Origin of the sequence: Nisaea denitrificans DSM 18348, assembly GCF_000426505.1 — a bacterium.
Classification (GTDB): domain Bacteria; phylum Pseudomonadota; class Alphaproteobacteria; order Thalassobaculales; family Thalassobaculaceae; genus Nisaea; species Nisaea denitrificans.
In genome coordinates, this window is the sequence record NZ_AUFM01000015.1 from 87295 (window position 1) to 109812 (window position 22518).

Here is a 22518-nt window from a genome sequence, read left to right on the forward strand (position 1 = left end):
TCCCTTGTCCTAGAGAGGATGCAGGCACATGCCCTAACCGCAATTTTTGTTTTTTTAGCGGCGCACTCTCCCTATTAGGTGAAACGTTAGGAAATCCCCCACGGCAACGCCAGCCCTTTTTCCGCCATGCGCGAAGGGCAAGTCATGCCTCACTCAAGATTGAAGCCTTTGCGCTTTAAATATTTGGCCAATTGCTTGCGTTCCGGTTTCGAAACTTGACGCGCTTTGTCCTCTGACCATCCGTATTCTTGCGCCAGCCCGTATTCATCGACCGATCTTTGCTTTTCATCCGGGATTTGAAAACGCGCGCTCCGGCGAGCGTCATACTCCGCAACCTCCTGTTCAAGGCGGCTGTCGTCATAGCGATCCGTATGAACGAACACGGAGGGCGGCAACCGCAAGCTGATATGTCCATCGCCAGCAGGCCAGCCGAGGCAGAATCCGCAGATCGGAAAAACGTGGTCCGGCAACTCCAGCAGCTCAGAGATCACCTCGATATGGTTCCGAACAACACTGATCGGACAGCAGCCGAGCCCGGCGGCTTCCGCCGCACGAATAAAATTCATCAGCACCAGTCCGGCGTCGACCGCCGCATTCAGCACGGAATCCATATGATCGTTGGCAAAGGGCTTGCCGCGCATCTCCGAGACCTTGCGGATACGCCTGTTATCGGCGAGGAAAACCATGAAGACAGGCGCGTCAGCAATCCAGGGCATGGCCGGCATCAGTGCTTCGATCTTCCGGCGTTTCTCCGCGTCCCGCACGATCAGAACACCCGATTGCTGAAGATCCGATTTGGCCGGAGCCGAAAAAGCCGCCGCCAGCAACACCTCCAGAAGATCGTCCGGCACCGGGTCCGGCTTGTACCGGCGATGGGAACGGTGAGAGAGAATATGGGCAAGATCGCCCTCGGCCGGCATATCCCGGCCCGCATCGACCGGCAGGCCAAACCTGTCTTCAATCAAATCGGCGATTGTCTTCATGACTGCGCGCGTCCCTTCTCTGCGAATAAGCCGAGAGTAGGCAGTCCATGTGCCGGACCGCAACTCCCGCCCATGCGGCGCATACAACTCCTGGTGTCGCACGGGGCGGTTCACGAAAACCTCTCCGCGCCTTGACTCGACCGGCGGAATGATTACGAATCGGCAGCCCGCTGACGGGTTCACGCCGCTCTTATGGAGGAAAACGGTGTCTGACAAATCGGATTTCGAGAACCGAAATCGCCAGTCCATTTTCAAGCGCCTCGGAATGACGGAACTTGAAAGCCTCGGTCTTCCTGCCGACCCGGCGACGGAAGAAACAGGTACATCTGATGTCGGCGGCAACGGCCCTTGCCCGGAACACCCCCTCGGCAGCGATCTTTTTTATGTCCTCAGAAACGCGTATCGTCCCTGATCAGACGGCTCTCTGACCGTTTGAGTATCTACTAATTCATAGTTGTTTGCCCTGGAGAGACGATGCGCAATCTTGTGATTGGCGGCGGCACCGTCGTCACGATGGATTCCGGACGGCGGATTATCGACGGCGGCACGGTGCATGTCCGGGACGGACGGATCGTGGCCATCGCCGGGCCCAACGAAGCAATCAGCACGACGGAAAGCGCGGAAATCATCGATGCGACCGGCATGCTCGTTCTGCCAGGCCTGATCGACACCCATGCCCATGCCGGGCACGCGCTGGTAAAAACTCTCGGCAGCGACGACAGCGGAACCTGGTTCAACGCCTGCCGGCAGATCTACACGCTTGGCTCGGACGAGGAATTCTGGCGCGCCGACGCAGCGCTTTTCGCCCTCGAGCGGATCAAGGCGGGCGTCACCACCGGTGTCTCCATGCTGGGTGGCGGCGACAGTATCAGCAGAACCGATCATCCCGGTGTCGCGGATGCCCATTTCAACGCGATCAAGCAGGCAGGCACCCGCGCCATGCTCGCCGTCGGGACCAACCGGCCGCCCTTCCCGTGGCGTTTCAGGGACTGGGATCACGGCGAGGATGAGCGGGATATCAGCTTCGAGCGGCAGCTCGACATCTGCCGCCGGATCGCCGCGTTCTGGCATGGCGCGGAGAACGGGCGGCTTTCGGTCGCGCTGACTTATCCGGTATCGCGCCTGGACGAGTCCCTGCCGGATGGCGTGACAGCAAATCTGGTCACCGATCACGCAAGACAGACCCGTGCCCTTTCGCGGGAGTTGGGCCTGCGTTTCACCCAGGACGGACACCGCGAGGGCAGCATCGCCTATGCCCACGACACACAGGATCTGCTCGGCCAAGATGCCTTCCTGTCCCACTGCACCAATCTGACCGAGGCGGATATCGCCGCCTTGCGCGAAACTGGTGCCAGCGTGGTGCACAATCCGTCCGCCGTGGCCTCGATCAAGGGCCGCTGTCCTGTGCCGGAGCTGATCGATCAGGGCATCACCGTCGCCATCGGCTCGGACGCGCCCGCGCCGGATCGGTCCGGTGACATGATCCGACACATGCAGCAGGCCATGCATTATCACCGCCGTTATTTCCGTGACGACCAGATCCTGCCGCCCGGCAAGGCGCTGGAAATGGTGACCATCGATGCCGCGAAGGCCATCGGCATGGAGAGCGAGATCGGCTCGCTGGAGCCCGGCAAGAAAGCCGACATCGTGCTGCTCGATCTGCGCAAGCCGCATCTGGTGCCGGCAAACATGCCGCTGCACCGGGCGGTCTATTTCGCAAACGGCGCCGATATCGACACAACCATTGTCGACGGCGCAGTTCTGATGCGCGGCCGGGCCGTTTCCAGTCTGGACGAAGGCAGCGTGCTGGACGCGGCGGACGCCGCCATCGCCAAGGCGCTGGAGCGGACAGGCCTCACCTCCCTGCTGGAGACCCGGTCAGGCTTCTGGGGCCAAAGCCGCTACGATTAGGCACCGGGACTAGCTGCCGGTACTGAACCGGACTTTTTCCACGCCCGCCTCTTTCCGTCCTCCAAATTCGGCGCCACACTCCCCAACATAAAAAGGAGTGGTGGAATGCAAGACACCGCCGATAGGGAAGAAATGCTGACGGTGGAGATCTGGCGCGGCCGCGAAGACGGCGCGCTCCAGACCTATCGTGTGCCGCGCCGGGAAAGCCAGACCGTGCTGGATGTCGTCACCTGGGTGCAGCGGAACGAAGAGCCCGCGCTGGCCTATCGTTTCGCCTGCCGGGTCGGGATGTGCGGCTCCTGCGCCATGCAGGTGAACGGCAAGCCCCGCTGGACCTGCCGGACCCATGTCTCTCGCGTTGCCGAGAACGGTCTTCTCAGGATCGAACCGCTGGCCAATCTGCCAAGGATCAAGGATCTCGCCACCGACATGGCGCCATTCTTCGAGAAATGGCAAGGCGCCCGCGGCCGGCATGAGCCGACCCGTACCCGTCATGAGCCGATGGCCCCGGTCTCGTCCGAAAGCCCGGCCCGGAAAGCTGCGAATGCCGGGATTGAATGCATCAATTGCGCGGTCTGCTACGCCGCCTGCGATGTGGTTGGCTGGGATGAAAACTATCTCGGCCCCGCAGCCCTGAACCGGGCCTGGACGCTCGCGAACGATGAGCGGGACGCGGACAAGGCGGGACTGCTCCAGGCGGTGTCGCAAGGCGGCGGCTGCCATTCCTGTCATAGCCACGGAAGCTGCGTCGAGCATTGCCCGGTCGGCCTCAACCCGACAGCCGGTATCGCCGGACTGAAGCGGATGACGCTCGCCGCCCTGATGAAGGGCGAGCTCTGATGCTGGAAGCCCGCCTCTATCTTCTGCAACGCGCCAGCGCCATGTTGCTGGTCCCGCTGGTGCTCGCTCATCTGGTGATGATCCTCTATGCCATCGAGGGCGGACTTTCAGCGGCGGAAATCCTCGGCCGGACCCGGGGCAATTTTCTTTGGGCAGCGTTCTACGGCCTGTTCGTGACGGCGGTGGCTTTGCATGCGCCCATCGGGTTGCGCAACATCCTGCGGGAATGGACCGGCTGGCGCGGCCGTTCCCTCGATCTCGCCACGCTCGGCTTCGGCGCCCTGCTGCTCGGCCTCGGTCTCCGGGCCGTGCTGGCGGTGACGGTATGATGCGCGCCTCACGGAACTATCCGGGCTGGTGGGCGGCGCTCGGTCACCGGCTTTCCGGCCTTGCCCTCGCGCTGTTTCTGCCGGTGCATTTCCTCGTGCTCGGGCTGGCATTGGATAGCGATGCCGCGCTCGACAGCGTGATCGCCTGGACCGATCAGCCGCTGGTGAAGGTCGCCGAATGGGGGTTGGTCATGCTGCTGACCCTGCATCTCGGCTTCGGGGTGCGGGTGCTGGCGCTGGAATTCCTGCCCTGGCGCGATCCCCTGAAAACCCTGATTTCCCTTGGCGCCGGCGCTTCGGTGCTGGCAGGCCTGCTGTTCTGGATCGTCGCGCTATGAGCCAACCTCTAGAGACCCTCCGCACCGACATCCTGATCATTGGCTCCGGCGGGGCCGGGCTGATGGCGGCACTGCATGCCCTGCAGGCGGACCCGGATCTGGACGTCACCATCGCGGTGAAGGGACTGATCGGCAAATGCGGCTGCACCCGGATGGTGCAGGGCGGCTACAATGTGGCGCTGGCACCCGGCGATTCAGTCGAGCGGCATTTCATGGACACCATCGTCGGCGGCAAATGGCTGCCGCGCCAGGACCTCGCCTGGAAGCTGGTCGACAAGGCGGTGGAGCGCATCCATGAGCTGGAAAACGAGCTTGGCTGTTTCTTCGACCGCAATCCGGACGGCTCCCTGCATCAGAAGGCCTTCGCCGGGCAGAGCTTCGACCGGACCGTGCACAAGGGCGACCTGACCGGGATCGAGATCGTCAACCGGCTGATGGAGCAGATCTGGGCGCGCGGCGTGAACAAGCTGGAAGAGCACCGCGCCATCGAGTTGATCCCGGCCCGGGACGGCAGCGGCATCGCCGGGGTTCTGCTGGTGGATATGCGGACTGGCCAGTATCGCTATGTCGAGGCCAAGGCCGTGTTGCTGGCGAGCGGTGGCGGGCCGACGATGTATCTTTATCACACGCCGTCCGGCGACAAGGCCTGCGACGGCATGGCCATGGCGCTGCGCCGAAACCTGCCGTTGCGGGATATGGAGATGGTGCAGTTTCATCCGACCGGACTGCTGGCGGGGACGGATACGCGGATGACCGGGACCGTGCTGGAAGAAGGCTTGCGGGGCGCCGGCGGGTATCTTCTGAACGGCGCGGGCGAGCGCTTCATGAGCCGCTATCACGAGCACGGAGAGAGGGCGACGCGGGACATTGTCAGCCGGTCGATCTACGCGGAAATGCGGGCCGGAAATACCACACCAAACGGGGGTATTTTTATTGAGATGGCCCACCTCGGTCCGGAGAATGTTTCCAAGAAATTCAAAGGGATGGTCGAACGCTGCGCCGATTGCGGCTTCGATCTGGCCGGCGGACGTGTGGAAGTTGTGCCGACCGCCCATTACATGATGGGCGGTGTGGAATTCGAGCTGGATTGCGGCACCGGCCTGCCCGGTCTGTTCGCCGCAGGCGAGGATTGCGGCGGGGTTCACGGCGCAAACCGGCTCGGCGGCAACGGCGTCGCCAACTCCACCGTCTTCGGCGGCATCGCCGGGGAGAGCATGGCGGCTTATGTGCAAACCGGAAGCGCCGCCTGGCGCGAAGCCGACAAAACCGTGCTCGAAGCCGGCATTTCCCGTGCAGAACACCCCTTTCAGGCGCGCGGCGGCAACCTTTCCGACCTGCGCGAACGGCTGAGCCACTGCATGTGGGACGATGTCGGCATCCTGCGCACCCGCGACGGGCTGCGCGCGGCCCTGACCGCGCTCGGCGATTTCCGGGCGGAGCTGCACGAGACCGGACTCGCCGACGGTGACCGGGCCTTCAACATGACCTGGCACGACTGGATGAATCTGGAGAGCCAGATCGATGTCAGCGCCGTCATCGCCACGGCCGCGCTCGGCCGCGAGGACAGCCGCGGCGCCCATTTCCGCGAGGATTTCCCGGAGACCGGATCGCTGGAGGAAACCTGTTTCACCCGCATCACCCAGTCCGATGCCGGGCTGGCGCTGGACATGGTACCGGTGGATTTCTCCATCGTCGCGCCGGGCCAGTCGCTGATCGAGGACGAGGCCGGTGCGCCCCCAAGCGCAGCGGAGTAGATGGCAACCGCAGCGGAGTAGCGCCCGGAATAAAGCGCGGCCAGTAAAGCGCGGCGAGACGCCTCATAGGCGAAGCGGCCGCACATGGGTAGAGTGAGCATCGGACCGGCTCTGCCTCTGGAGGGCAAGACAGAGTGAAATTTCATCCCGAACGGGACTCGCTGACCCTGGAATTGCACGCCCGCCCGATCCGTCCGGTGCGGGCGCCGCTGCGCATCAGCCATATCGGTTTCGGCACCGGCGAGCATGGCGGCGACCGGGATTTCGAGGATCTCGTCGCGCTCTGCCGCAAGTTCGGCAAGGCCGAGCCCTCCGCCGACATGAAGCATTTCACCGCCGATCTCGGTCCCTTCACCGTGAAGTGGGAGCGCCATACCGAGTTCTCGACCTACACCTTCGTCCGCGAGGAGAGCTTCGAGGCGCCGTTCGAGGAGACCGTTTTCGGATTGCTGCCGGCGGACTGGAAAGAGGCGAAGTTCGGCGAGGTCATGGTCGCGGTGCATCTCGCGGTCGCGGACGGCGTGGACGCACCGCTCGACGGCAACAAGCTGTCCCGCTGGTTCGACGGAAACGAGGTGTTCGCCAATCGCATGGAGAAGGAACGGGTCGAGATCTACGGCGACCTGCGCACCCATGACGACGGCTTCGACAGGATGTATCTGCGCGCCGGCGACCTCGGCCAGGAACTGCTCGGCCAGACCGTGCAGCGGGTGCTGGAGCTCAACACCTATTGGCGCCTCTCCCTGCTTTCGCTGCCGATTGCCCGGGAAAGCAGCCCGAAGCTGGAACGGATCGAGCGCGGGCTGGCGAAGATCGCCGCCGAGCTCGCCGACGGCGATCAGGATCGCAGCGACGAAAGCCTGCTCGACCCTCTGGCCGCGCTCTCGGCGGAGCTGGAGACCATCATCGCCAGCTCAAGCTACCGCTACCGCGCCAGCACCGCCTATTTCGAGATCGTCGAGGGCCGGCTGCGCCAGCTCGGCGCGGTCAACCTGAACGGCTACATCCATCTGTTCGACTATCTGATGCGCCGGATCGATCCGGCCCTGCGCACCTGCTGGTCGGTGCAAAGCCGGCAGGAAGCGATCTCGAAACGCGCCTCGCGCCTGTCCAGCCTGCTGCGCACCGGCATCGAGGTGAAGGTGGAGCGGCAGAACCGGGATCTGCTGGACAGCATGAACCGCCGCGCCGCCCAGTCCCTCGCCATCCAGCGCACGGTCGAGGGCCTGTCCGTGGTGGCGATCAGCTATTACGCGGTCAATCTGCTGAAATATCTGCTCGACGGCATGGTGAAGGCGCACCTGATCACGCTCGATCCGACAATCGTCTCCGCCGCCTTCCTGCCGGTGCTCGTCATCGCACTCTGGTTCAGCCTGCACCGCCTGACCCGGCGGGCGCTGAAAAAACCGGACGGCAAATAGCGCCGCTCGGCGCATGTTTTGGATGTTTGTATTTTTTCAAGCCTGCTGATGAGCACCCTGTGAAGACTGTATGAGCAGCGTCGGGAGAGGCGCTCTGCCGCGCAGTTAATGCAGGGACTCCGGCTGCGGGCAGCGATACGCTGTTCGCGCAATAGGGGAGGCGCGCCTGGTGGTGAAAATCTGACGCTTGGTACCCGCTGGGAATGGCGGGAACCGATCCGAAGCAGACGTTGAAAGTCTATGAGCAGATCAACCCTCTGCAGACAGAGAGCCTTTCACAAGTGGCAATTCTCCACAGCTCAGATGTAAGGGAGTTTTCGTGGGCCCAGCCCATAACGCTCGTAAAACTTGAGTAGGCGCGACCTGGTTGCCCCCCTCTGATCCAAGCCCAGGAACCGAATGGCATTCTCACGGAACAGTCGTTCCAACTGATCTTTGGAGAATCCGACCTCACTCTCGAAAAAGTCATAAATTCGGCTGGTGTAACCATCATAGGCAGGAATGCGCCCCAACATTGTCCAATCGGTTCCGAACACAAGATGATGGCATTCTGGATCAAATTCCACACACCATCGGCGCATGCAGTCGGCGAGAACTTTTTGGCTCCCTCGGGGTACGAAACCGATCTCGCTAAGGAAACTGATGTCGGCGTAAAGTTGGGCATCAGGATGCGCGCGGATGAATCGACCGATGGTCCATTCCCAGGTTGCTTCCGGGTAATCAACGTTGCCGGGCGCCCCCGCCGATCTATCCTGTTCGTTGAAGCGGCCAAAGTGGCCTAGGAGCACTCGCAGTTTCGGAAATTTCTCCAACGCACGAGCCCAGTAATATGGATCTCCTCGATCCCCAGTTCCCTTTGCGGCACTGTTCGAATTGGTGGCGTGGCTCAAGATTGGCACGTCGAGGTCTATGCACAGCTCGAACAAATCCGACATGGCTTCATCTAGAAGGTAGGCTGTGCAGTTCTTGTGCCCCATAGGCGAGGTGTCACACGAGCCCGGGCCAGACGGTGGCCGCAGTTTGGCGAATCGTTCTAGGACCGTCACCTGATAGTCAGGGACCGGCTCCTCTGTATTCGCAAACGGGCGGAACCCCATTGGTGGATATAGTTTGACGCCGGCGAACCCGTGGTCATTCAAAGCCGTGCTGACTAGTTCCAAAGGATCAAAGGCGTTCGGGAGATTCTCAGCCTCAAAATAGCCGCTTTTGTAGAGAGCTCGCCGTAGCGGGTCATAGGCGACATAGCCGTGAACTGCGGGCCCGTCCTGCCGCCGGGCGACGTGACCCATGACTAGGACCTGATCCTCGAGGGTCGACTTCGTGACATGTTCGCCAAGCCAAAAATCGTAGTCGATCAATGCAGGACAAACCATGATTGACTCGAAACGCTGTTTGCGATGGTCCTCTGACAACTGGTCGACGAGGACATAGCGGTATCTCGTGAACAATCTGAACCACCGGAGCGTCCGACCGATTTTGGTCTCCGAGCGATAAGCCAAGGCGGCGATGGCTTGGTTTTGTTCGATGGATCTTTCGTCGTCGCCGGCGGGCGCGACAGGAAGGCCCGCCGCCTGGAACACCAGCGCATTGGCAATCAAAGGAGCATCTGGCGACAGGTCATCTAAAGCGCTAGGCAAAGGCTGCGGGGTGAGAGATGCCGCGATTGCATCAACGATCAACTCGTCATTCACTACAGTGTCGCGATGCGCGGCTAGGGCCGCAGCTCTCGCCTCCAGAACGTCGATTTCCTCACTCGCCGATGGCGCGGACGCGCGTCCCAGAACGAAGGTGAGGAGCCAGATTAGCCCATCTACGATATCCGGATCTTCGAGATCAACGGCCTGCGGTATCAGTTCAGGATAGCGCTCCAGGAAGACTATTTTGAGGAAGCGGATGCTTGGCAAATCGCTCGCGTTGAATATGTGCGCGTGTGCATCGACGATTTTAAGGACTGCAGGCTCGCTCGCTTCCAGTTCTTTCGAATCATAGATGCATGCGGGCAAAGTGGCGGTCGCAGCCAATCCGCCGGAAAGGGCAAGTACCTGACGGCGATCTATAGGTCTCATCGTTTGGCTCCGTTGCGTTAGCTGCCGGCCGGGGTCACTTCAATCCCAGGACGAGATCCTCGACATTCGCAAATTCGAAAGTCGATTCCTGGGGCGACTCAATGAGATGGATGCCGGCGTCATCGATCCTGTGAGTGATCTGAAAAACGAGTTTCCCTGACGCGGCACCGTCGAAACGACAGACAGACTGTAATTGCTTGTCTTTTCGGGCCGAGAAGACCAAGCCTTCATTGCCTTTTTTCTTGAAAGCCCAGAGACGGTCCAATTTGGTGTACTTCTGTCCCTGACACCACAGATCACGGACATGCAGAACTTTTCCAAGATAAGTGCCCGACTGCTCACCGTTGACGCGAACAATATCTTCAAACCAGAGAAGCGACTTCCAGATGTTAAGACGAACGCCGTAAGCAAGTCGATCACCCATGAATGATCTAGGAACCAGATCGCCAGCAGCGATGAGCCTGTTCTTGATCTTCGTCGCGCTCGCGTCCCTATCAAGGGACCGGAGCAGGGACGCCGCGAAAGTCACAAGGGGTGTTGCTTGAGAGGTGCCGCTCAAGGCTGCTGTCTGAGTCTCCGAATTGCCGATCCAGGAAGTGATCTTGCAGCCAGGAGCAGCTAAATCGACGGCTTTATCTCCGCGGTTACTGAAGTCGGCCAGCCCTCCCGACCCATCTGTCGCGGCTACCGTGATCACATTCGGTGTCAGCGGTCCCCCCAGGACCGCCGGGTAGATGTCTAAGGTGCTGATGCCATCTGTCTTGGCATTGCCCGCAGCAACAATGAACAAGTTGGACTGGTTTTCGATAAGGCTGGAGAAAGCGACTTCGGCAACGTCACTGGTGTAGGCGATGCTTAGATTGACGATCCAATCTCGCGGGTTGGAAAATAATTGAACCAGCGTTTCGTGTGTTCCTTTGAGCAAACGATTCTGGCCCTTGCCAATATTTACAATTGTCAGTTTTACCCATGGATCATCGCCTTCCTTTCGCAGAGAAGGGAGGTACGCTGAAAACTGCGGTCCGCCAAGAACAAGCCCAGTGACATGTGTGCCATGCCCACTCACTTTGTTTACGGTAAGGCCGTTGCGTCTGTAAAAGTAGTTAAGCGGCTGAATGCCACCGACATTAACTTCGATCTTCGATTTTTCATTCCAATTAAAATAAGTAGATTTGAAAGGGCTTCCTGAGAAATTGTCCTCGAGATCTGGATCCGCACCAAAAAAGCCATTATCAACAATGGCAACCTTGGCGGTCGTCGCTATTTTGTTAATTTCTCGAATCTTTCGGCGACCAAATGAGTGACGATATGCCTTAGCTGTCCGCTCAAACACATTATCGTCGATATCTGACGGTGTGCAGTTTGTCTGGTTTGCCTCCGAAATACCACCCGGCGTCGTTTCGACTGGCGACACGATACGGCCTTCAAGGGAATCGACCTGTTGTCCCTCCGCTCCCTGGCTGGCATTTCTTTTCTTGCTGAAAATCTGCTCCAGATCTTCTTGAAATTGCTGTACCGATTTTTCCTGCACCGGAATTAAAGTCGTTGGCAGAGTCATGTAGTTGGCCCGAAGTACCTGTCCGACGCCAATAGCATTGATACTGGTCAAATTTGGACTCTTCCGGAAGAACTCCTCCATAGCCTTGGTCGAACCGCCGGCACCTGTCAGTAACTTATATATCGCTCCGGCCGTTTGCCCTGGTCGGATAACGACCTCTCGACCCTCATCATAAACCTTGGTGTAGAGGCATGCAGGGATCTTCAGGCGTGTGACATGTCCGGCTTGGAGATTGTAAGGCGAATCAAGGTCGTTCGCTTCGGCGAAGGCGTACATGTAGTCTTTGGTTACCCGTCCGCATAACTGCCGCACTACCAAGTTTACTGCGGCGTCCAGATCATCAGTGAAGTCCGCTGTGTCCCAAATGTACGGCTCTGCGTTTTTTGCGATATAGAATGTCGTTTCCCGTTTGTAGTTGGGAACTAAAGCGCGGATCGTAACGGCCATGTCTTCGGCGTCCAGCAATGTCAGTTCACGTCCAAGGCCAAGGATGAGTGAACTTTCGGATTCTTGAGCTCGTGCTGCATGAGGAGAAACGGAAAGAAGTGCTGATACTAGGCAGATGCAGGTCCAATTTAATTTGCCGATATCTTTCAATTTCGACATGGGTAATCCCCCGCTTTCTTATTGAGCCCACAAATGAAAACGCCTGCGTCGGCGCGTTGGGCGAGCCAACCCTGGGCCCAGTCCGCAAATCCCGGCGTACCGATTGCGCTCAGCCGCGATATCAGATCGAACTTGCCGTCAGCGCGAAGTTCAGCGTCGATCGACGAATTGACGCCGATGATTCGGCGCGTTTCAGCGCTGTTATCGCCGCTCTCGTTGATGAAGGCTGGCCCACCTGAATCCCCGGGACAGACAGCGGGCGTCTTTCCCAATACAGACCGCGTCGTGAAGAACGCATTGCCGAGTTCATCTTGTCCAGGCGCGCGCTCAATGATCTGATCGCCTATGCGAAGGAGCCCGTCCGCCTCGTCGTTTGCACGATCTGGAAAGACGCGATGCGCGATTATCTTGATCGCCGTGCATCCATATCCTGTCAAAAGTACCGCTTGGCTAGCAACGGCCCGCCGCCGGGTATCCAGCACTTCGAAATCGAGTGCCTTGATAGACGCTGGTCGTTGGCCTCCGTCGTCAATCCAGCAAAGTGCTAGGTCTTCGCTGCTCAGCTTGTTGCCGATCCGGCGAATACCACCTGTAAATGTTCCGGCCAAATAGGACGGACTGATATCGCATGTCATTCGAAGCCGACGGTCATCGACCACGATAGAGGGCGACCGCACATTTCCGTCGCCAAGATCCACGCAATGAGCTGCCGTTAGCATGACGTTCGAGCCAACCAAGGCACCAGTGCAGAATTTCCGGTAGCTGCCGAAACTCGGCCGCTCCGCAAACACCAATGTTGACCAACTGCCCACCTGAATCGTGCGCCCATTCAGGAGTTGTACCTGGCCGCCGCTAGCGACGTCTGACAGTAATTTGAACTCCATGGGGTTTCCGGATTGAGCTCGGAGTTCTTGCGAACCGGAAAACATGGCAATGGCAATAGCTGCGAAAGTAATGATGGCCTGAAAGAGGAACAGGCTTGGAGGGATCACTCTCAAATTGATAACATTTTTCATAATGAAATTCGCACAATCTATTCGCGAAGTTCTATAGTGCCAAATTTTTGAATCAATTAAAAGTAATGGAGAAAATCTATATATTTTAATACGTTAAGAAAAATGCGATGATAAAAACCATACGAACGAGATCGTCTCTCAAGAATACTGAGAAACGAACTGTCTCGCTGGGCGTAAATCTGCACCCGTTTTAAGCTGAACGACACTCGACGAATCAAGTCTCGTATTAAGACGTATCTAGCTATCAGCGAGGAGTTGCAAGTGACCGCTCCCCACCCCGGCAGGGCCTGACGGCCTATTCGGCCGCCAGCACCTGGAGAGGTCACTCCGGGTTTGACACCGCAGACCAGTTTCTCAAGATTTCGGACGGCGGGCGCTGAAAAAACCGGACGGGAAACAGGGCACATTCACTAAACTTTATACGGCAGCCCCCGACGGATTTCCCGTCATGGGCCGTTCTTTATTCCGAGACACCGCTTACCGGATCGGAATTTCTCATGACCACGCACACTATCTTGCCTCCCCGCCTTATGGCCCCCCACCTTCTCGGCCCCCGCCTTCTGCTGCTCCGCATCGCCGCCGGCCTGATCGGCATGCTGATCGCCTTCGCCGCAGGCGAGGCCCTGTCCGCCTCCTGGAACAATCCGGACAGGCATGATCGCGGCAATTACCCCGACAGCTATTGCCGGACCTATTACAAGAACAAGAATGTGCATCATCGCGGGTCGGGGCATTACGAGATCGTGCGTGGCAAATGCCACTGGGTCACGTCCCGGAAGCAAACGCGCACCGTCTATAAGGTCGTGCCCGTATACCCGGCAACACCCCCGAAAGTGATCCGGGTGCCGACCTATGTGCCCGTGCCTGTCCCCACTCCCGCGCCCACTCCGGCGCCCGTCACCACAGCCCATTGCCGCGAGTATCAGGACACGATCAGCATCGGCGGTTCTGCGGTTCCGGCATACGGTACCGCCTGCCTGCAGCCTGACGGCGCATGGCAGCAGCAGGCAGGCAAGACACCCGCGTCGGGCGATTATTGCCGGGAGTTCCGGCGCAGCGTCGCGGTCGGCAGCAGCAATCAGCAACAGGTCGGCACAGCCTGCCTGCGGCCCGGCGATGTCTGGGAGATCGTCAGCGTTCATTAAGAATCCGCTCAAACCCGCGCCCAGGGCCGGGACGCACGGCCGGGACGCACCGCCGGAACGGCACCCGTTCCGGCCGTGCCCTTCCCCAAGCGCGGGAAAAGGGTCTAGGCTTTCTCCCGACAGGTTGCCCCTCGGGGTGGCCTGACACAGGGAGGAACGCCGGTGATCAGTAAAGAAGCAGCCGAACAGGCTGCCTACGAGATCATGTTCAAGGCCGGGATCGATATTCCGGACGATTATCTCGCAGGCATCAAGGGGATGGCCGCGGCCGAGGACGGGGATCTTTCCGCCTTCGTGCTGGAAGCCATGCTGGAGAATTACGAGGCGGCGTCGGAAGACCGCCGCCCGATGTGCGCCGATACCGGCGTGCCGCGCTATTACGTGAAGGCCGGGAACGAGGCGAAGATCGAGGGCGGCTTCATCGCACTTGAGCAGGCGCTGCGCTCCGCCACCGCCCGGGCCACGCACGATATTCCGCTGCGCCCGAACCGGGTGCATCCGCTCTGGCGGACGGATCACAACAACAATATCGGCATCAACGCGCCGGAGGTGGAATACAGCTTCGAGCCGGACGCGGACTGGGTCGACATCACCACCGTGCATAAGGGCGGGCTGTTCGGCACCGATTACCGGATGCTGTTTCCGGGCGACGGGATCGACGGCATCAAGCGCTTCTTCCTCGACGGCATGATCGCTTTTGGCAAACGGGGCCTGGCCTGTCAGCCGGCGATTGTCGGCGTCGGGCTCGGCGGCTCGAAAGACACCTGCATGGTGCTCGGCAAACAGGCCGCCTGCCTGCGCATTGTCGGCGACCGCAACCCGGACCCCGAAATCGCCAAGCTGGAGCTGGAGCTGCAGGAGCTGGGCAATTCCATCGGCATGGGCGCCATGGGATTTGTCGGCAAGAGCATGGTGGTCGATTGCCATATCGAGGCTGGCTACACGCACACCGGCGGCATGCCGATGAGCCTGCACGCCTTCTGCCTCTCCTCCCGCCGCGCCACAATGCGGCTTCATCCGGGCGGCAGGGCGGAATTCCGCACCGATCCGACCTGGTTCACCCCCTATATGCGACGGGAGACGGTCTCATGGGAAAAGCCCCAGAGCGCAAGACAGTCCGCCTGAAGACACCCGTCACGGACGAGGCGCTGGCCGCGCTGGAACTCGGCGACGTGGTCTATCTCGACGGGCTGATCTATACGGCCCGGGAAGGCGTCTACAAAAAGATCCTGGCAGACGGCGCGGCCCCGCCCGCCCCCTTCGCGGAGCTCGGCAACGTCAATTTCCACTGCTCCCCCGCCGCCGTGCAGCAGGAAGACGGCAGCCTGCACGTCAGCGCCGTCACCGCGACGGCCAGCTTCCGGTTCTCGAAATGGATGAAGGACTGGTTTGCCGCCTCCGGCGCCAAGATGGTGATCGGCAAGGGCGGCATGTCGGAGGAGGATTACAAAACCCTCTTCGTCCCCGCAGGCGCGGTCTACCTGACGACAGTCGGCTACGGCACCGGCGCCCTGCTCGGACGCGGGATCAAAAACGTGAAGGCGGCACACTGGCTCGACGAGCTCGGCATCGCCCAGGCCATGTGGGTGCTGGAAGTCGAAAAATTCGGCCCGCTGCTGGTCGAAAGCGACCACGCCGGGAACTCGCTGTTCGAACGGAACAACCGGGAGATCAATGAAGGGATCGACAAGCTCTATGAGGGGCTGAAGAAGCCGTCATTGCAGCGGTTCGGGGAAACGGATGATCGGGAGCAGGAGTTGATTTGAAGCACAGACGCCCCCTGGAAAGCGTCGTGGAGATTGCGCGGAGATGAGGCGTATGTCTCCTTGATTTCTGAACCAAGACCGTGAGGTGAGAATTAAAACTAAACTCCCAGAGGGGTAGATCGTTGCCGCAATATCTAATCGGCTTCACTCGCAACCCATTCAGTTACGTCTTCAGCAGCACAATCGACGTCAGAGTAAAAAGGCAGAGTATGCTTGTCAGTCAAGACAGTTGCGGGTTGCGAGATGGAGATCGCGGCAGCGTATTGATTTGAGTTGTCATCATAAGGGCTAAGTGTGAATCCTGAGTTCATTTTATCAGCGCAACGAGCTGCAGCAACGTGATGAGCTTTCGTAATTCTAATCTTATTCGGCACGAATGGTTCAATTTCATCCGCTTCATCTTCATAAATTTCTTTAAATTCTGACCAAACTTTTGCTGGAACGCCGATCTCTCCGTCTTCCAAGCGTTTCAATGCGACTTGTTTCAAGTTTCCAGACATAAGTGATATTTCTCGGAGTCCTTGGACGTCGATGATGTGTTCGGACGGTTGACTTCCGTCACTCATCCATCAACTCCAAATTAAATAAATCACTTGATTTTAGAGATTTTGTATACTCAAAATATGAATACGCATACTTTGGCTTTAATCCAGATGCACGATATACATCGATTTCAGAAACTAAATTCCGATTTAATAATTTGCTGAATACATCGGCAAAGTGAAATCCATATTTTGCGAGTTTGACTTTATATTGTTCTGTTGGGCCGCCTCCGCCAGTTTGAGTGTTCTTGTCAGGATTTCCGAGGCGCTGAATAAAAGATTTCCACTCGGAATACGTTCCTTTTTCGAAGACTCCTATCTGTTCAAGCCTGAGCGCGGAAGCTTCCTGACTAATTTTGAGGCGACTGGAAATTCGTCTAATGAACTCGGGGTCAGGTGTGCTCGGCGTTCGATGTAAATCGATCAGCTCAGAAATAATGTTTTTCGGAACCAGAAAGCTCCCGGCAAATCTATTGCACCTGCGCTCGATCTCGTTCTTCTGAACGAACGGGTCAGAAAAACCTGTCTTGTTCATTAATACATGAGCGAGCTCATGTATTAGCGTGAATAAGCGGCGGCCACGAGTTTGACGCTTTGTGTTGATTAAGATTACAGGGGCGTCTGGATCTGAAAGACAAAACCCACTCCCATCCTCTGTGTCAAAGGAATCGTGGAGGACAAAAATTCCAAAATCTTCAATTTTTTTGCGGCAAATCGTGTAAAACTGAGCAGTATCTTTAGAGGAAATTTGATCCTCAGCTGTAATTCCAAGCTGAGAACGAACTTCATAAGCAAGTTCTTCAATCTCTCTGTCTTTTTTTGCTTTGAAGTGCGGCAGTTTTCCGGGAGTTAGATTCAGGTTTTGAGCGGCGGTTCGCTGTACGCTTTCGGCAAACTGAAGCGCTTTGATGGCTGAGGGCGATCTAAAAGTGGCAGCGGGCTTATCCGAGCGAAAATCAAGGACTGGAGCAGGGAAATTCGGCAATCTTTCCATGTAAAATATAAAAGGCGGCACTTTGAATGTGCCTGCGATGCTATTCAATAGAGAGCGCTTGGGCTCTTTATCGGTATCCAATTCCGCTCGAAGTTGGCTCTCTCCCAACCCGAGCCGACCGGCCAGTTCACGGTAGCTAGTAGACTGAGAGGCAAGTAAGGCCTCTATGATGTTAGGATTGTAATCCAAGGCACACCTGCTCGGAGGAATTGTGATTGCAGTATGGTGATTTCTTAACGTTGGTGCAACTGAGCGTTGGCCTGCATCTCGGCACCGCACTGTTGCAGCTATATGGAGATATTGGCATGCAGCCTTTGATCCGTATTCTCGATAGAATCAAAATATTACTCCAAGACGACAAGGTAATAATTTCGAATACTGAACAATACTCAGATGAATTTGATTCTCTAGATGCAAAATTTGAAATATTTAAAATTAGCCTTTTCAATGAATATAAAAAATATGTCGCAATAAATTTTTTAGTAGCGGCGGGTTTGTTCATAACATTAATTGTTTTAACATATTTATCCCACTACGAGGTGTCGGTGGCGGGCCACCAGTGCATGGTTGTCGTGATTGCTTTAGGGGTTCTTCCGGCGCCGTTGTCCTTGCTGGTGTTGTGGACCGAAGCAAATCGCAAATTAAAGCCCATTTTGAATGAAGCTGACGATTTGGAGAGACGGATAATAACGAAAGCGAGTTAGACTCGTTTTCAATCAAAGGGACACGCGCCTCGATTGCCCGCAACGAATACGACGGCGCAGACACTATTCCCCCTTGAACGCGCACATCCATAATTTCTGGTACGGGAACTCAATATCCGCACGCTGCCCTGGCTCAGATACGCGCCCCAGATTTCTCCCTATATTTTCTGCATTTCCGCCGCCCTCCGAAAGCCTGCCTTCTACAGTCCGGTTACCGTCGCCCGGATGGCTTGACCGCAAGAGGCCGTAGGTCCCAGTGAATTCACGCGCTTGATTCCCGCTAGTGCCGCCACTGACTCGATCAGGCGCGCTTCCAATTTTATCGACGGCGGTTTTCCCACCCCCTGTCGTCGAAAGATCGTTTGGACGGAACAGCGCGGAGACAACGTGACCGTGCTCCGGGAGGTTATCCACCTCAAGCGTCACTCCCAGTTGCGGCGCGGTCCCGGCGTCCGCGAACGCCGTGCCGCCCATCTCGCCTATCTTGGTTGGGTCCGATGTGGCCAGAACGAACCTTCCGTCCAGGCCTTCGTATTTCTCGAATGGCTCCTTGCATTCGCCATGGGTAAAGACGACGACAGCGCCCTTCATGGAATCGCGCAAACCAAGAAGTGACTGGAAATCATCACCAAGTTCAGAGCCCCTGATTGCCGCCGCGACAATTCCCGGATTGTTTTGCAATGATGATTCCACTGTTGGAGCCAGAGCATATTGTGCCGTTTTCTCCGCTGTGGTCGTCGCTACTCGCGTGGATACCGATTCGATCACGAAATACCCGGCAGTACCGAATATCGCCAAGACCCCGAGCACGAGGCTCATGACGTACCAGTTAATATGCTGCTTCATGCCATCACTGAGAGGTTTCGATCCCTCGTCCAGAGAATGCAATTTGATCATGTCTTGAATGATGGCTCTGTCATCTGAACTGATTGTCATTTCACCCTCCTACCAAGTGATCATTCACCCCGGAATGCGATACCGGCGCCTCACACAGGACGCGCGACAAGAAGTGCATCGCCATTAATTACCGCAACATACACTGCATGATTGAATATTGCTGCAATTATTAGAATTAAGGGGACACACACCCTAATTGCTCACCGCAACCGTATCGCGTCCAAACCCTAACCGTCATCCCGTCGGAGGACGGGACCCAAGGATAAAATCAAAGGGAAACCTTACTGAACTGCCGACTAGCGGATCAGCTCCCTTTTCAATTCGGATGCGACACGTTCAAGGTTCGGAGGCTGGAAATCCGGCGTGTCGGTCTTGCGCGCGTGCAGCAGCGCGGGCCGGACCGAGTCTATGGACTTCCCGAATGCGCGCATCCAGTCATATCGCGGCACGACCCAGACGTGAAAATGATGCTTGGTGTCTTCATTATAGAAGAAATAGGCGTGCTCGACACCGAGTACCGCTGCCTGCGCACGGCGGATGCGCTGCAAAAGAGGGATGAGTGCCGCGCTTTCGGCCACGGTCATTTCCGTCAGCAGCCTGAAATGCCGCTTCGCCGCGACGATGATCAGCCCCGGAACCGGATAAGCAACGTCTTGATGACAGTGAAAATGCTCGGTCTCGGCGACCGCCCCGCATGGGACCGGTCGCCTGCCGGAAACAATTTCACAACTGAGGCAGTTTGTGGCCATTGAGCCTCCGGCCAGTGCTTTTACCCCTGCAGCGCCTTTTCCCAGATCGTCTTGCGCCACGGTGTCACGATCACTGCCTCGAACACACCGTTCAGGGCGAACGCGGGAATTAAAGGGACACGCGACTTTATCACCCGCCGCAACCATAGCTCGCCCAACTCCGGTCGTCACTCCGACCGGAGCTTCCAGATGCGCAGGCGGAGTTGCTTCTCGGTTTCGATGATGGCGAACAACGCGACGCCGATGGCGACGATAAGCACGCCATCCAGGAACGGTACGGGGTGTGTGCCGAAGACGCGTTGCAGCGGCGGGAGGTAGGTGATGATGAATTGTGCGGCCGTAACGGTGGCGACGGTGGCCCAGACGACTTTTGTGCCGCGCGCCGCCTGCCATGTCAGCGAGGTGCCGTAGATATTCCGGATGAAGAACAGGTGGAAGATCTCCATCACCACCAGGGTGTTCATGGCCATGGTGCGGGCCAGCTCGACGGGATAGCCGCGATCGGTGGCATAGGTGTAGATACCGAACACGCCGCCGAGAAACAGGGCGGAGACGAAGACGATATGCCAGCCCAGTTCTCCGGTCAGCAGCGGTTCGCCCCGGCGGCGGGGCGGGCGCCGCATCGTGCCCTCTTCCGTCGGCTCGAATGCCAGCGCCATGCCCAGCGTGATGGCGGTGATCAGGTTGACCCACAGGATCTGGACGGGCGTGATCGGCAGCGACATGCCGAACAGCAGGGCGACAATGATGGTCATCGCCTCGCCGGCATTGGTCGGCAGGGTCCAGCTGATGACCTTCTTGATGTTGTCATAGACGGTCCGGCCTTCGCGCACGGCCGCCGCGATCGAGGCGAAATTGTCGTCCGCCAGAACCAGCTCGGCCGCCTCCTTCGCCGCTTCGCTGCCTTTCAGCCCCATGGCGATGCCGGCATCGGCGCGCTTCAGCGCCGGCGCGTCGTTGACGCCGTCTCCGGTCATGGCGACGGTGATGCCGTGCGCCTGCAGGGCCATGACCAGCCGTAGCTTGTGCTCGGGGCTGGTGCGGGCAAAGATGTCCGTCTCCAGGATGCAGGCGCTCAACTCGGCGTCGCCCATCGCATCCAGATCGGCCCCGGTCAGAACCCTGTCGGGATTTTCCAGGCCGATCTGCCGGCCGATCGCGGCGGCCGTGCCGCGATGGTCGCCGGTGATCATCTTCACCCGGATGCCGGCGCTCCGGCAGTCGGCTACCGCCTCGATCGCTTCCGGCCGGGGCGGGTCGATCAGCCCGACAAGACCGACAAGGGTCAGGCCCCCCTCCACGTCCGAAAACTCGAGTACCGTGTGTGCGGGATCGACCGGCCGCACGGCAAAAGCGAGAACCCGCTGGCCCTGGGCCGCGATCGCCTCGGCCCGGGCATGCCAGTATTCCGCGACCAGCGGCTCGGTGCCCCCTGCCGCGGTCCGCTGCGCGCTGCACATTGCGAGGATCTGTTCCGGCGCGCCCTTGACCGACACGAACGCATGATTTTCATGGTCGTGATTCAAGATGGCCATGAACCTGTGCCTGGCATCGAACGGGATCGCGTCGGTGCGCGTCCAGGTGACCAGCTCCGTGCGCCAATCGATACCGACCTTGCCGGAAAGCGCCAGCAGCGCGCCTTCCATCGGGTCGCCCTCGACATGCCAGACGCTGTCCCGTTCGTGCAGGGACGCGTCGTTGCACAACACCGCCGACCGGCCGAGCTCTTCGAGAATACGATGCTCCCGCACGCTGGCGGCAGCATTGTCCAGCGTGATCGCGCCGCGCGGCTCATAGCCGGTACCATCCAGCGCGAAGGTATGAAGGTTGGTGACGACCGAGGCGACCATCATCTCGTTCCGGGTCAGCGTCCCGGTCTTGTCCGTGCAGATCACCGAGACGGAGCCGAGGGTCTCGATCGCCGGCAGGCGACGGACAATGGCATTGCGCCGCGCCATGGCCTGAACGCCGACGGCGAGGGTAATCGTCAGAACGGCCGGCAGCCCTTCCGGTATGGCCGCCACCGACAGGCCGACGACAGCCATGAACATCTCCGCGAAGTCGGCATGCCCGACGACATAGCCGAAAACCAGCAGGGCCGCCGCGATCAGCAGGATCAGCACGGTCAGCCATTTGGCAAAGGCGTTCATCTGCCGGACCAGCGGCGTGGTCAGCGTTTCGACGGTGGCAAGCATGCCGCTGATCTTGCCGATCTCGGTACCGGCGCCGGTGGCGACCACGATGCCCCGGCCCTGCCCGCTGGTGACCAGCGTCCCGCTATAGGCCATGCAGACCCGGTCCCCCAAGGGGGCTTCGGGTTTGACCGGCCGGATATGTTTTTCCACCGGCACCGACTCGCCGGTCAGGATGGCTTCCTGTATCTGCAAGCTGCTCACACGCAGAAGCCGCAGATCGGCAGGAACCTTGTCGCCAGCCTCAAGCAGCACGATGTCGCCGGGAACGAGGCTGTCGCCCTCCACCGCCCGTCGCTCCCCACCGCGCAGCACAGATGCCTTGAGGGCAAGCATCTTGCGGATGGCGTCCATCGCCCGTTCCGCCTTGCCCTCCTGCACGAAGCCGATGACCGCGTTGGCGACAACGACGGCGAGGATCACAAGCGTGTCTATGAGATGGCCGAGGGCCGCCGTGATCGCGGCGGAGCCGAGCAGGACGTAAATCAGGATATTGTGGAAATGCAGGGCGAAGCGGACGAGCACGCTGCGTTTGGCGGGATCCGGCAGGCGGTTGGGCCCGTATTCTTCAAGCCGTGCCGCCGCGTCTTCCATCGAAAGACCGCCGGCATGCGTCTTCAAGTCATGCAGCGCCTCTTCGACCGGCGATGCGTGCCAGGCGCTTTCTTTCGCGTTCTTTGCCGCTTCCGTCATGACGCGCTCCCCTG

At 58.7% G+C, this 22518-nt stretch carries 20 protein-coding genes; 11 read left to right on the forward strand and 9 right to left on the reverse strand.

Going from position 1 to position 22518, the window contains the following annotated elements; genetic code table 11:
* Nucleotides 1-149 precede the first annotated feature (149 nt).
* The gene (locus K328_RS23540) at nucleotides 150-983 is read right to left on the reverse strand and encodes a nitroreductase family protein (RefSeq protein WP_028465996.1); all 834 of its coding nucleotides are present in this window, start codon (nucleotides 981-983) and stop codon (nucleotides 150-152) included.
* A 205-nt stretch (nucleotides 984-1188) separates the two neighbouring features.
* Here K328_RS23540 and K328_RS0110845 point away from each other — a divergent pair, with 205 nt between their 5' ends.
* From K328_RS0110845 to K328_RS23545, 7 genes are all read left to right on the forward strand, one after another.
* Nucleotides 1189-1395, forward strand: coding sequence for a hypothetical protein (locus tag K328_RS0110845; protein ID WP_028465997.1), 207 nt, complete (start codon nucleotides 1189-1191; stop codon nucleotides 1393-1395).
* Nucleotides 1396-1457: 62 nt separating this feature from the next.
* A complete protein-coding gene (locus K328_RS0110850; protein ID WP_028465998.1) occupies nucleotides 1458-2894 on the forward strand; it encodes an amidohydrolase family protein in 1437 nt (478 codons plus the stop codon).
* Between the two features lie 105 nt (nucleotides 2895-2999).
* Nucleotides 3000-3734, forward strand: a complete 735-nt coding sequence (locus K328_RS0110855; RefSeq protein WP_028465999.1) for a succinate dehydrogenase/fumarate reductase iron-sulfur subunit — start codon at nucleotides 3000-3002, stop codon at nucleotides 3732-3734.
* Nucleotides 3734-4063: a succinate dehydrogenase gene (locus K328_RS0110860; protein WP_028466000.1), complete on the forward strand. Its 330-nt coding sequence runs from the start codon at nucleotides 3734-3736 to the stop codon at nucleotides 4061-4063. The genes K328_RS0110855 and K328_RS0110860 overlap by 1 nt, the downstream gene beginning before the upstream one ends.
* The gene (locus tag K328_RS0110865; protein WP_245577490.1) at nucleotides 4060-4401 is read left to right on the forward strand and encodes a succinate dehydrogenase/fumarate reductase transmembrane subunit; all 342 of its coding nucleotides are present in this window, start codon (nucleotides 4060-4062) and stop codon (nucleotides 4399-4401) included. The genes K328_RS0110860 and K328_RS0110865 overlap by 4 nt, the downstream gene beginning before the upstream one ends.
* Nucleotides 4398-6155 (forward strand): L-aspartate oxidase, encoded by a 1758-nt coding sequence (locus tag K328_RS0110870; RefSeq protein ID WP_036553874.1) that lies wholly within the window; start codon nucleotides 4398-4400, stop codon nucleotides 6153-6155. The genes K328_RS0110865 and K328_RS0110870 overlap by 4 nt, the downstream gene beginning before the upstream one ends.
* 134 nt (nucleotides 6156-6289) lie before the next feature.
* Nucleotides 6290-7576: a DUF3422 family protein gene (locus K328_RS23545; RefSeq protein ID WP_036553875.1), complete on the forward strand. Its 1287-nt coding sequence runs from the start codon at nucleotides 6290-6292 to the stop codon at nucleotides 7574-7576.
* Nucleotides 7577-7875: 299 nt separating this feature from the next.
* On the opposite strand, the gene K328_RS0110880 is transcribed toward K328_RS23545, so the two are convergent.
* The 3 genes from K328_RS0110880 to K328_RS0110890 are packed head-to-tail and all read right to left on the reverse strand — an operon-like array spanning nucleotide 7876 to nucleotide 12822.
* Nucleotides 7876-9642: an amidohydrolase family protein gene (locus tag K328_RS0110880; RefSeq protein ID WP_028466003.1), complete on the reverse strand. Its 1767-nt coding sequence runs from the start codon at nucleotides 9640-9642 to the stop codon at nucleotides 7876-7878.
* Between the two features lie 34 nt (nucleotides 9643-9676).
* Nucleotides 9677-11806: a S8/S53 family peptidase gene (locus K328_RS25790; RefSeq protein ID WP_084608239.1), complete on the reverse strand. Its 2130-nt coding sequence runs from the start codon at nucleotides 11804-11806 to the stop codon at nucleotides 9677-9679.
* A complete protein-coding gene (locus K328_RS0110890) occupies nucleotides 11794-12822 on the reverse strand; it encodes a trypsin-like serine protease (protein ID WP_028466005.1) in 1029 nt (342 codons plus the stop codon). The genes K328_RS25790 and K328_RS0110890 overlap by 13 nt, the downstream gene beginning before the upstream one ends.
* Nucleotides 12823-13319: 497 nt before the next feature.
* On the opposite strand from K328_RS0110890, the gene K328_RS0110895 reads away from it, so the two are divergent.
* From K328_RS0110895 to K328_RS0110905, 3 genes are all read left to right on the forward strand, one after another.
* Complete coding sequence (locus tag K328_RS0110895) at nucleotides 13320-13967, forward strand: hypothetical protein (protein WP_028466006.1); 648 nt, start codon at nucleotides 13320-13322, stop codon at nucleotides 13965-13967.
* 162 nt (nucleotides 13968-14129) lie between these two features.
* The gene (locus tag K328_RS0110900) at nucleotides 14130-15092 is read left to right on the forward strand and encodes a fumarate hydratase (protein ID WP_028466007.1); all 963 of its coding nucleotides are present in this window, start codon (nucleotides 14130-14132) and stop codon (nucleotides 15090-15092) included.
* The gene (locus K328_RS0110905) at nucleotides 15056-15733 is read left to right on the forward strand and encodes a fumarate hydratase C-terminal domain-containing protein (protein WP_028466008.1); all 678 of its coding nucleotides are present in this window, start codon (nucleotides 15056-15058) and stop codon (nucleotides 15731-15733) included. Before K328_RS0110900 ends, K328_RS0110905 begins: the two co-directional genes overlap by 37 nt.
* A gap of 134 nt (nucleotides 15734-15867) precedes the next feature.
* On the opposite strand, the gene K328_RS26665 is transcribed toward K328_RS0110905, so the two are convergent.
* Nucleotides 15868-16299, reverse strand: coding sequence for a hypothetical protein (locus tag K328_RS26665; protein ID WP_156901275.1), 432 nt, complete (start codon nucleotides 16297-16299; stop codon nucleotides 15868-15870).
* The gene (locus K328_RS26365; RefSeq protein ID WP_084608240.1) at nucleotides 16292-17458 is read right to left on the reverse strand and encodes an ImmA/IrrE family metallo-endopeptidase; all 1167 of its coding nucleotides are present in this window, start codon (nucleotides 17456-17458) and stop codon (nucleotides 16292-16294) included. Before K328_RS26365 ends, K328_RS26665 begins: the two co-directional genes overlap by 8 nt.
* A gap of 26 nt (nucleotides 17459-17484) precedes the next feature.
* Here K328_RS26365 and K328_RS0110915 point away from each other — a divergent pair, with 26 nt between their 5' ends.
* Nucleotides 17485-17973, forward strand: coding sequence for a hypothetical protein (locus K328_RS0110915; RefSeq protein ID WP_028466010.1), 489 nt, complete (start codon nucleotides 17485-17487; stop codon nucleotides 17971-17973).
* A gap of 63 nt (nucleotides 17974-18036) precedes the next feature.
* Here the strand turns inward: K328_RS0110915 and K328_RS0110920 are convergent, their stop codons facing one another.
* The 3 genes from K328_RS0110920 to K328_RS0110930 all read right to left on the reverse strand — a co-directional run bounded on the left by K328_RS0110920 (nucleotide 18037) and on the right by K328_RS0110930 (nucleotide 22504).
* Nucleotides 18037-18909: a hypothetical protein gene (locus tag K328_RS0110920; protein WP_028466011.1), complete on the reverse strand. Its 873-nt coding sequence runs from the start codon at nucleotides 18907-18909 to the stop codon at nucleotides 18037-18039.
* A gap of 257 nt (nucleotides 18910-19166) precedes the next feature.
* Nucleotides 19167-19679 carry an HIT family protein gene (locus K328_RS0110925; RefSeq protein WP_205620650.1) on the reverse strand — a complete coding sequence of 171 codons (513 nt, stop codon included), beginning with the start codon at nucleotides 19677-19679 and terminating at the stop codon, nucleotides 19167-19169.
* 107 nt (nucleotides 19680-19786) lie between these two features.
* Nucleotides 19787-22504 carry a cation-transporting P-type ATPase gene (locus K328_RS0110930; protein WP_028466013.1) on the reverse strand — a complete coding sequence of 906 codons (2718 nt, stop codon included), beginning with the start codon at nucleotides 22502-22504 and terminating at the stop codon, nucleotides 19787-19789.
* Nucleotides 22505-22518: the final 14 nt, after the last annotated feature.

What these genes read in the sequence shown, in the direction of transcription:
- K328_RS0110905 (WP_028466008.1), top strand. Translation starts at nt 15,056, where the DNA reads ATGGGAAAAGCCCCAGAGCGCAAGACAGTCCGCCTGAAGACACCCGTC.
- K328_RS0110850 (WP_028465998.1), top strand. Translation starts at nt 1,458, where the DNA reads ATGCGCAATCTTGTGATTGGCGGCGGCACCGTCGTCACGATGGATTCC.
- K328_RS0110865 (WP_245577490.1), top strand. Translation starts at nt 4,060, where the DNA reads ATGATGCGCGCCTCACGGAACTATCCGGGCTGGTGGGCGGCGCTCGGT.
- K328_RS0110890 (WP_028466005.1), bottom strand. Translation starts at nt 12,822, where the DNA reads ATGAAAAATGTTATCAATTTGAGAGTGATCCCTCCAAGCCTGTTCCTC.
- K328_RS26665 (WP_156901275.1), bottom strand. Translation starts at nt 16,299, where the DNA reads ATGAGTGACGGAAGTCAACCGTCCGAACACATCATCGACGTCCAAGGA.
- K328_RS0110920 (WP_028466011.1), bottom strand. Translation starts at nt 18,909, where the DNA reads ATGACAATCAGTTCAGATGACAGAGCCATCATTCAAGACATGATCAAA.
- K328_RS0110895 (WP_028466006.1), top strand. Translation starts at nt 13,320, where the DNA reads ATGACCACGCACACTATCTTGCCTCCCCGCCTTATGGCCCCCCACCTT.
- K328_RS0110880 (WP_028466003.1), bottom strand. Translation starts at nt 9,642, where the DNA reads ATGAGACCTATAGATCGCCGTCAGGTACTTGCCCTTTCCGGCGGATTG.
- K328_RS0110870 (WP_036553874.1), top strand. Translation starts at nt 4,398, where the DNA reads ATGAGCCAACCTCTAGAGACCCTCCGCACCGACATCCTGATCATTGGC.
- K328_RS25790 (WP_084608239.1), bottom strand. Translation starts at nt 11,806, where the DNA reads ATGTCGAAATTGAAAGATATCGGCAAATTAAATTGGACCTGCATCTGC.
- K328_RS0110930 (WP_028466013.1), bottom strand. Translation starts at nt 22,504, where the DNA reads ATGACGGAAGCGGCAAAGAACGCGAAAGAAAGCGCCTGGCACGCATCG.
- K328_RS23540 (WP_028465996.1), bottom strand. Translation starts at nt 983, where the DNA reads ATGAAGACAATCGCCGATTTGATTGAAGACAGGTTTGGCCTGCCGGTC.
- K328_RS0110855 (WP_028465999.1), top strand. Translation starts at nt 3,000, where the DNA reads ATGCAAGACACCGCCGATAGGGAAGAAATGCTGACGGTGGAGATCTGG.
- K328_RS0110860 (WP_028466000.1), top strand. Translation starts at nt 3,734, where the DNA reads ATGCTGGAAGCCCGCCTCTATCTTCTGCAACGCGCCAGCGCCATGTTG.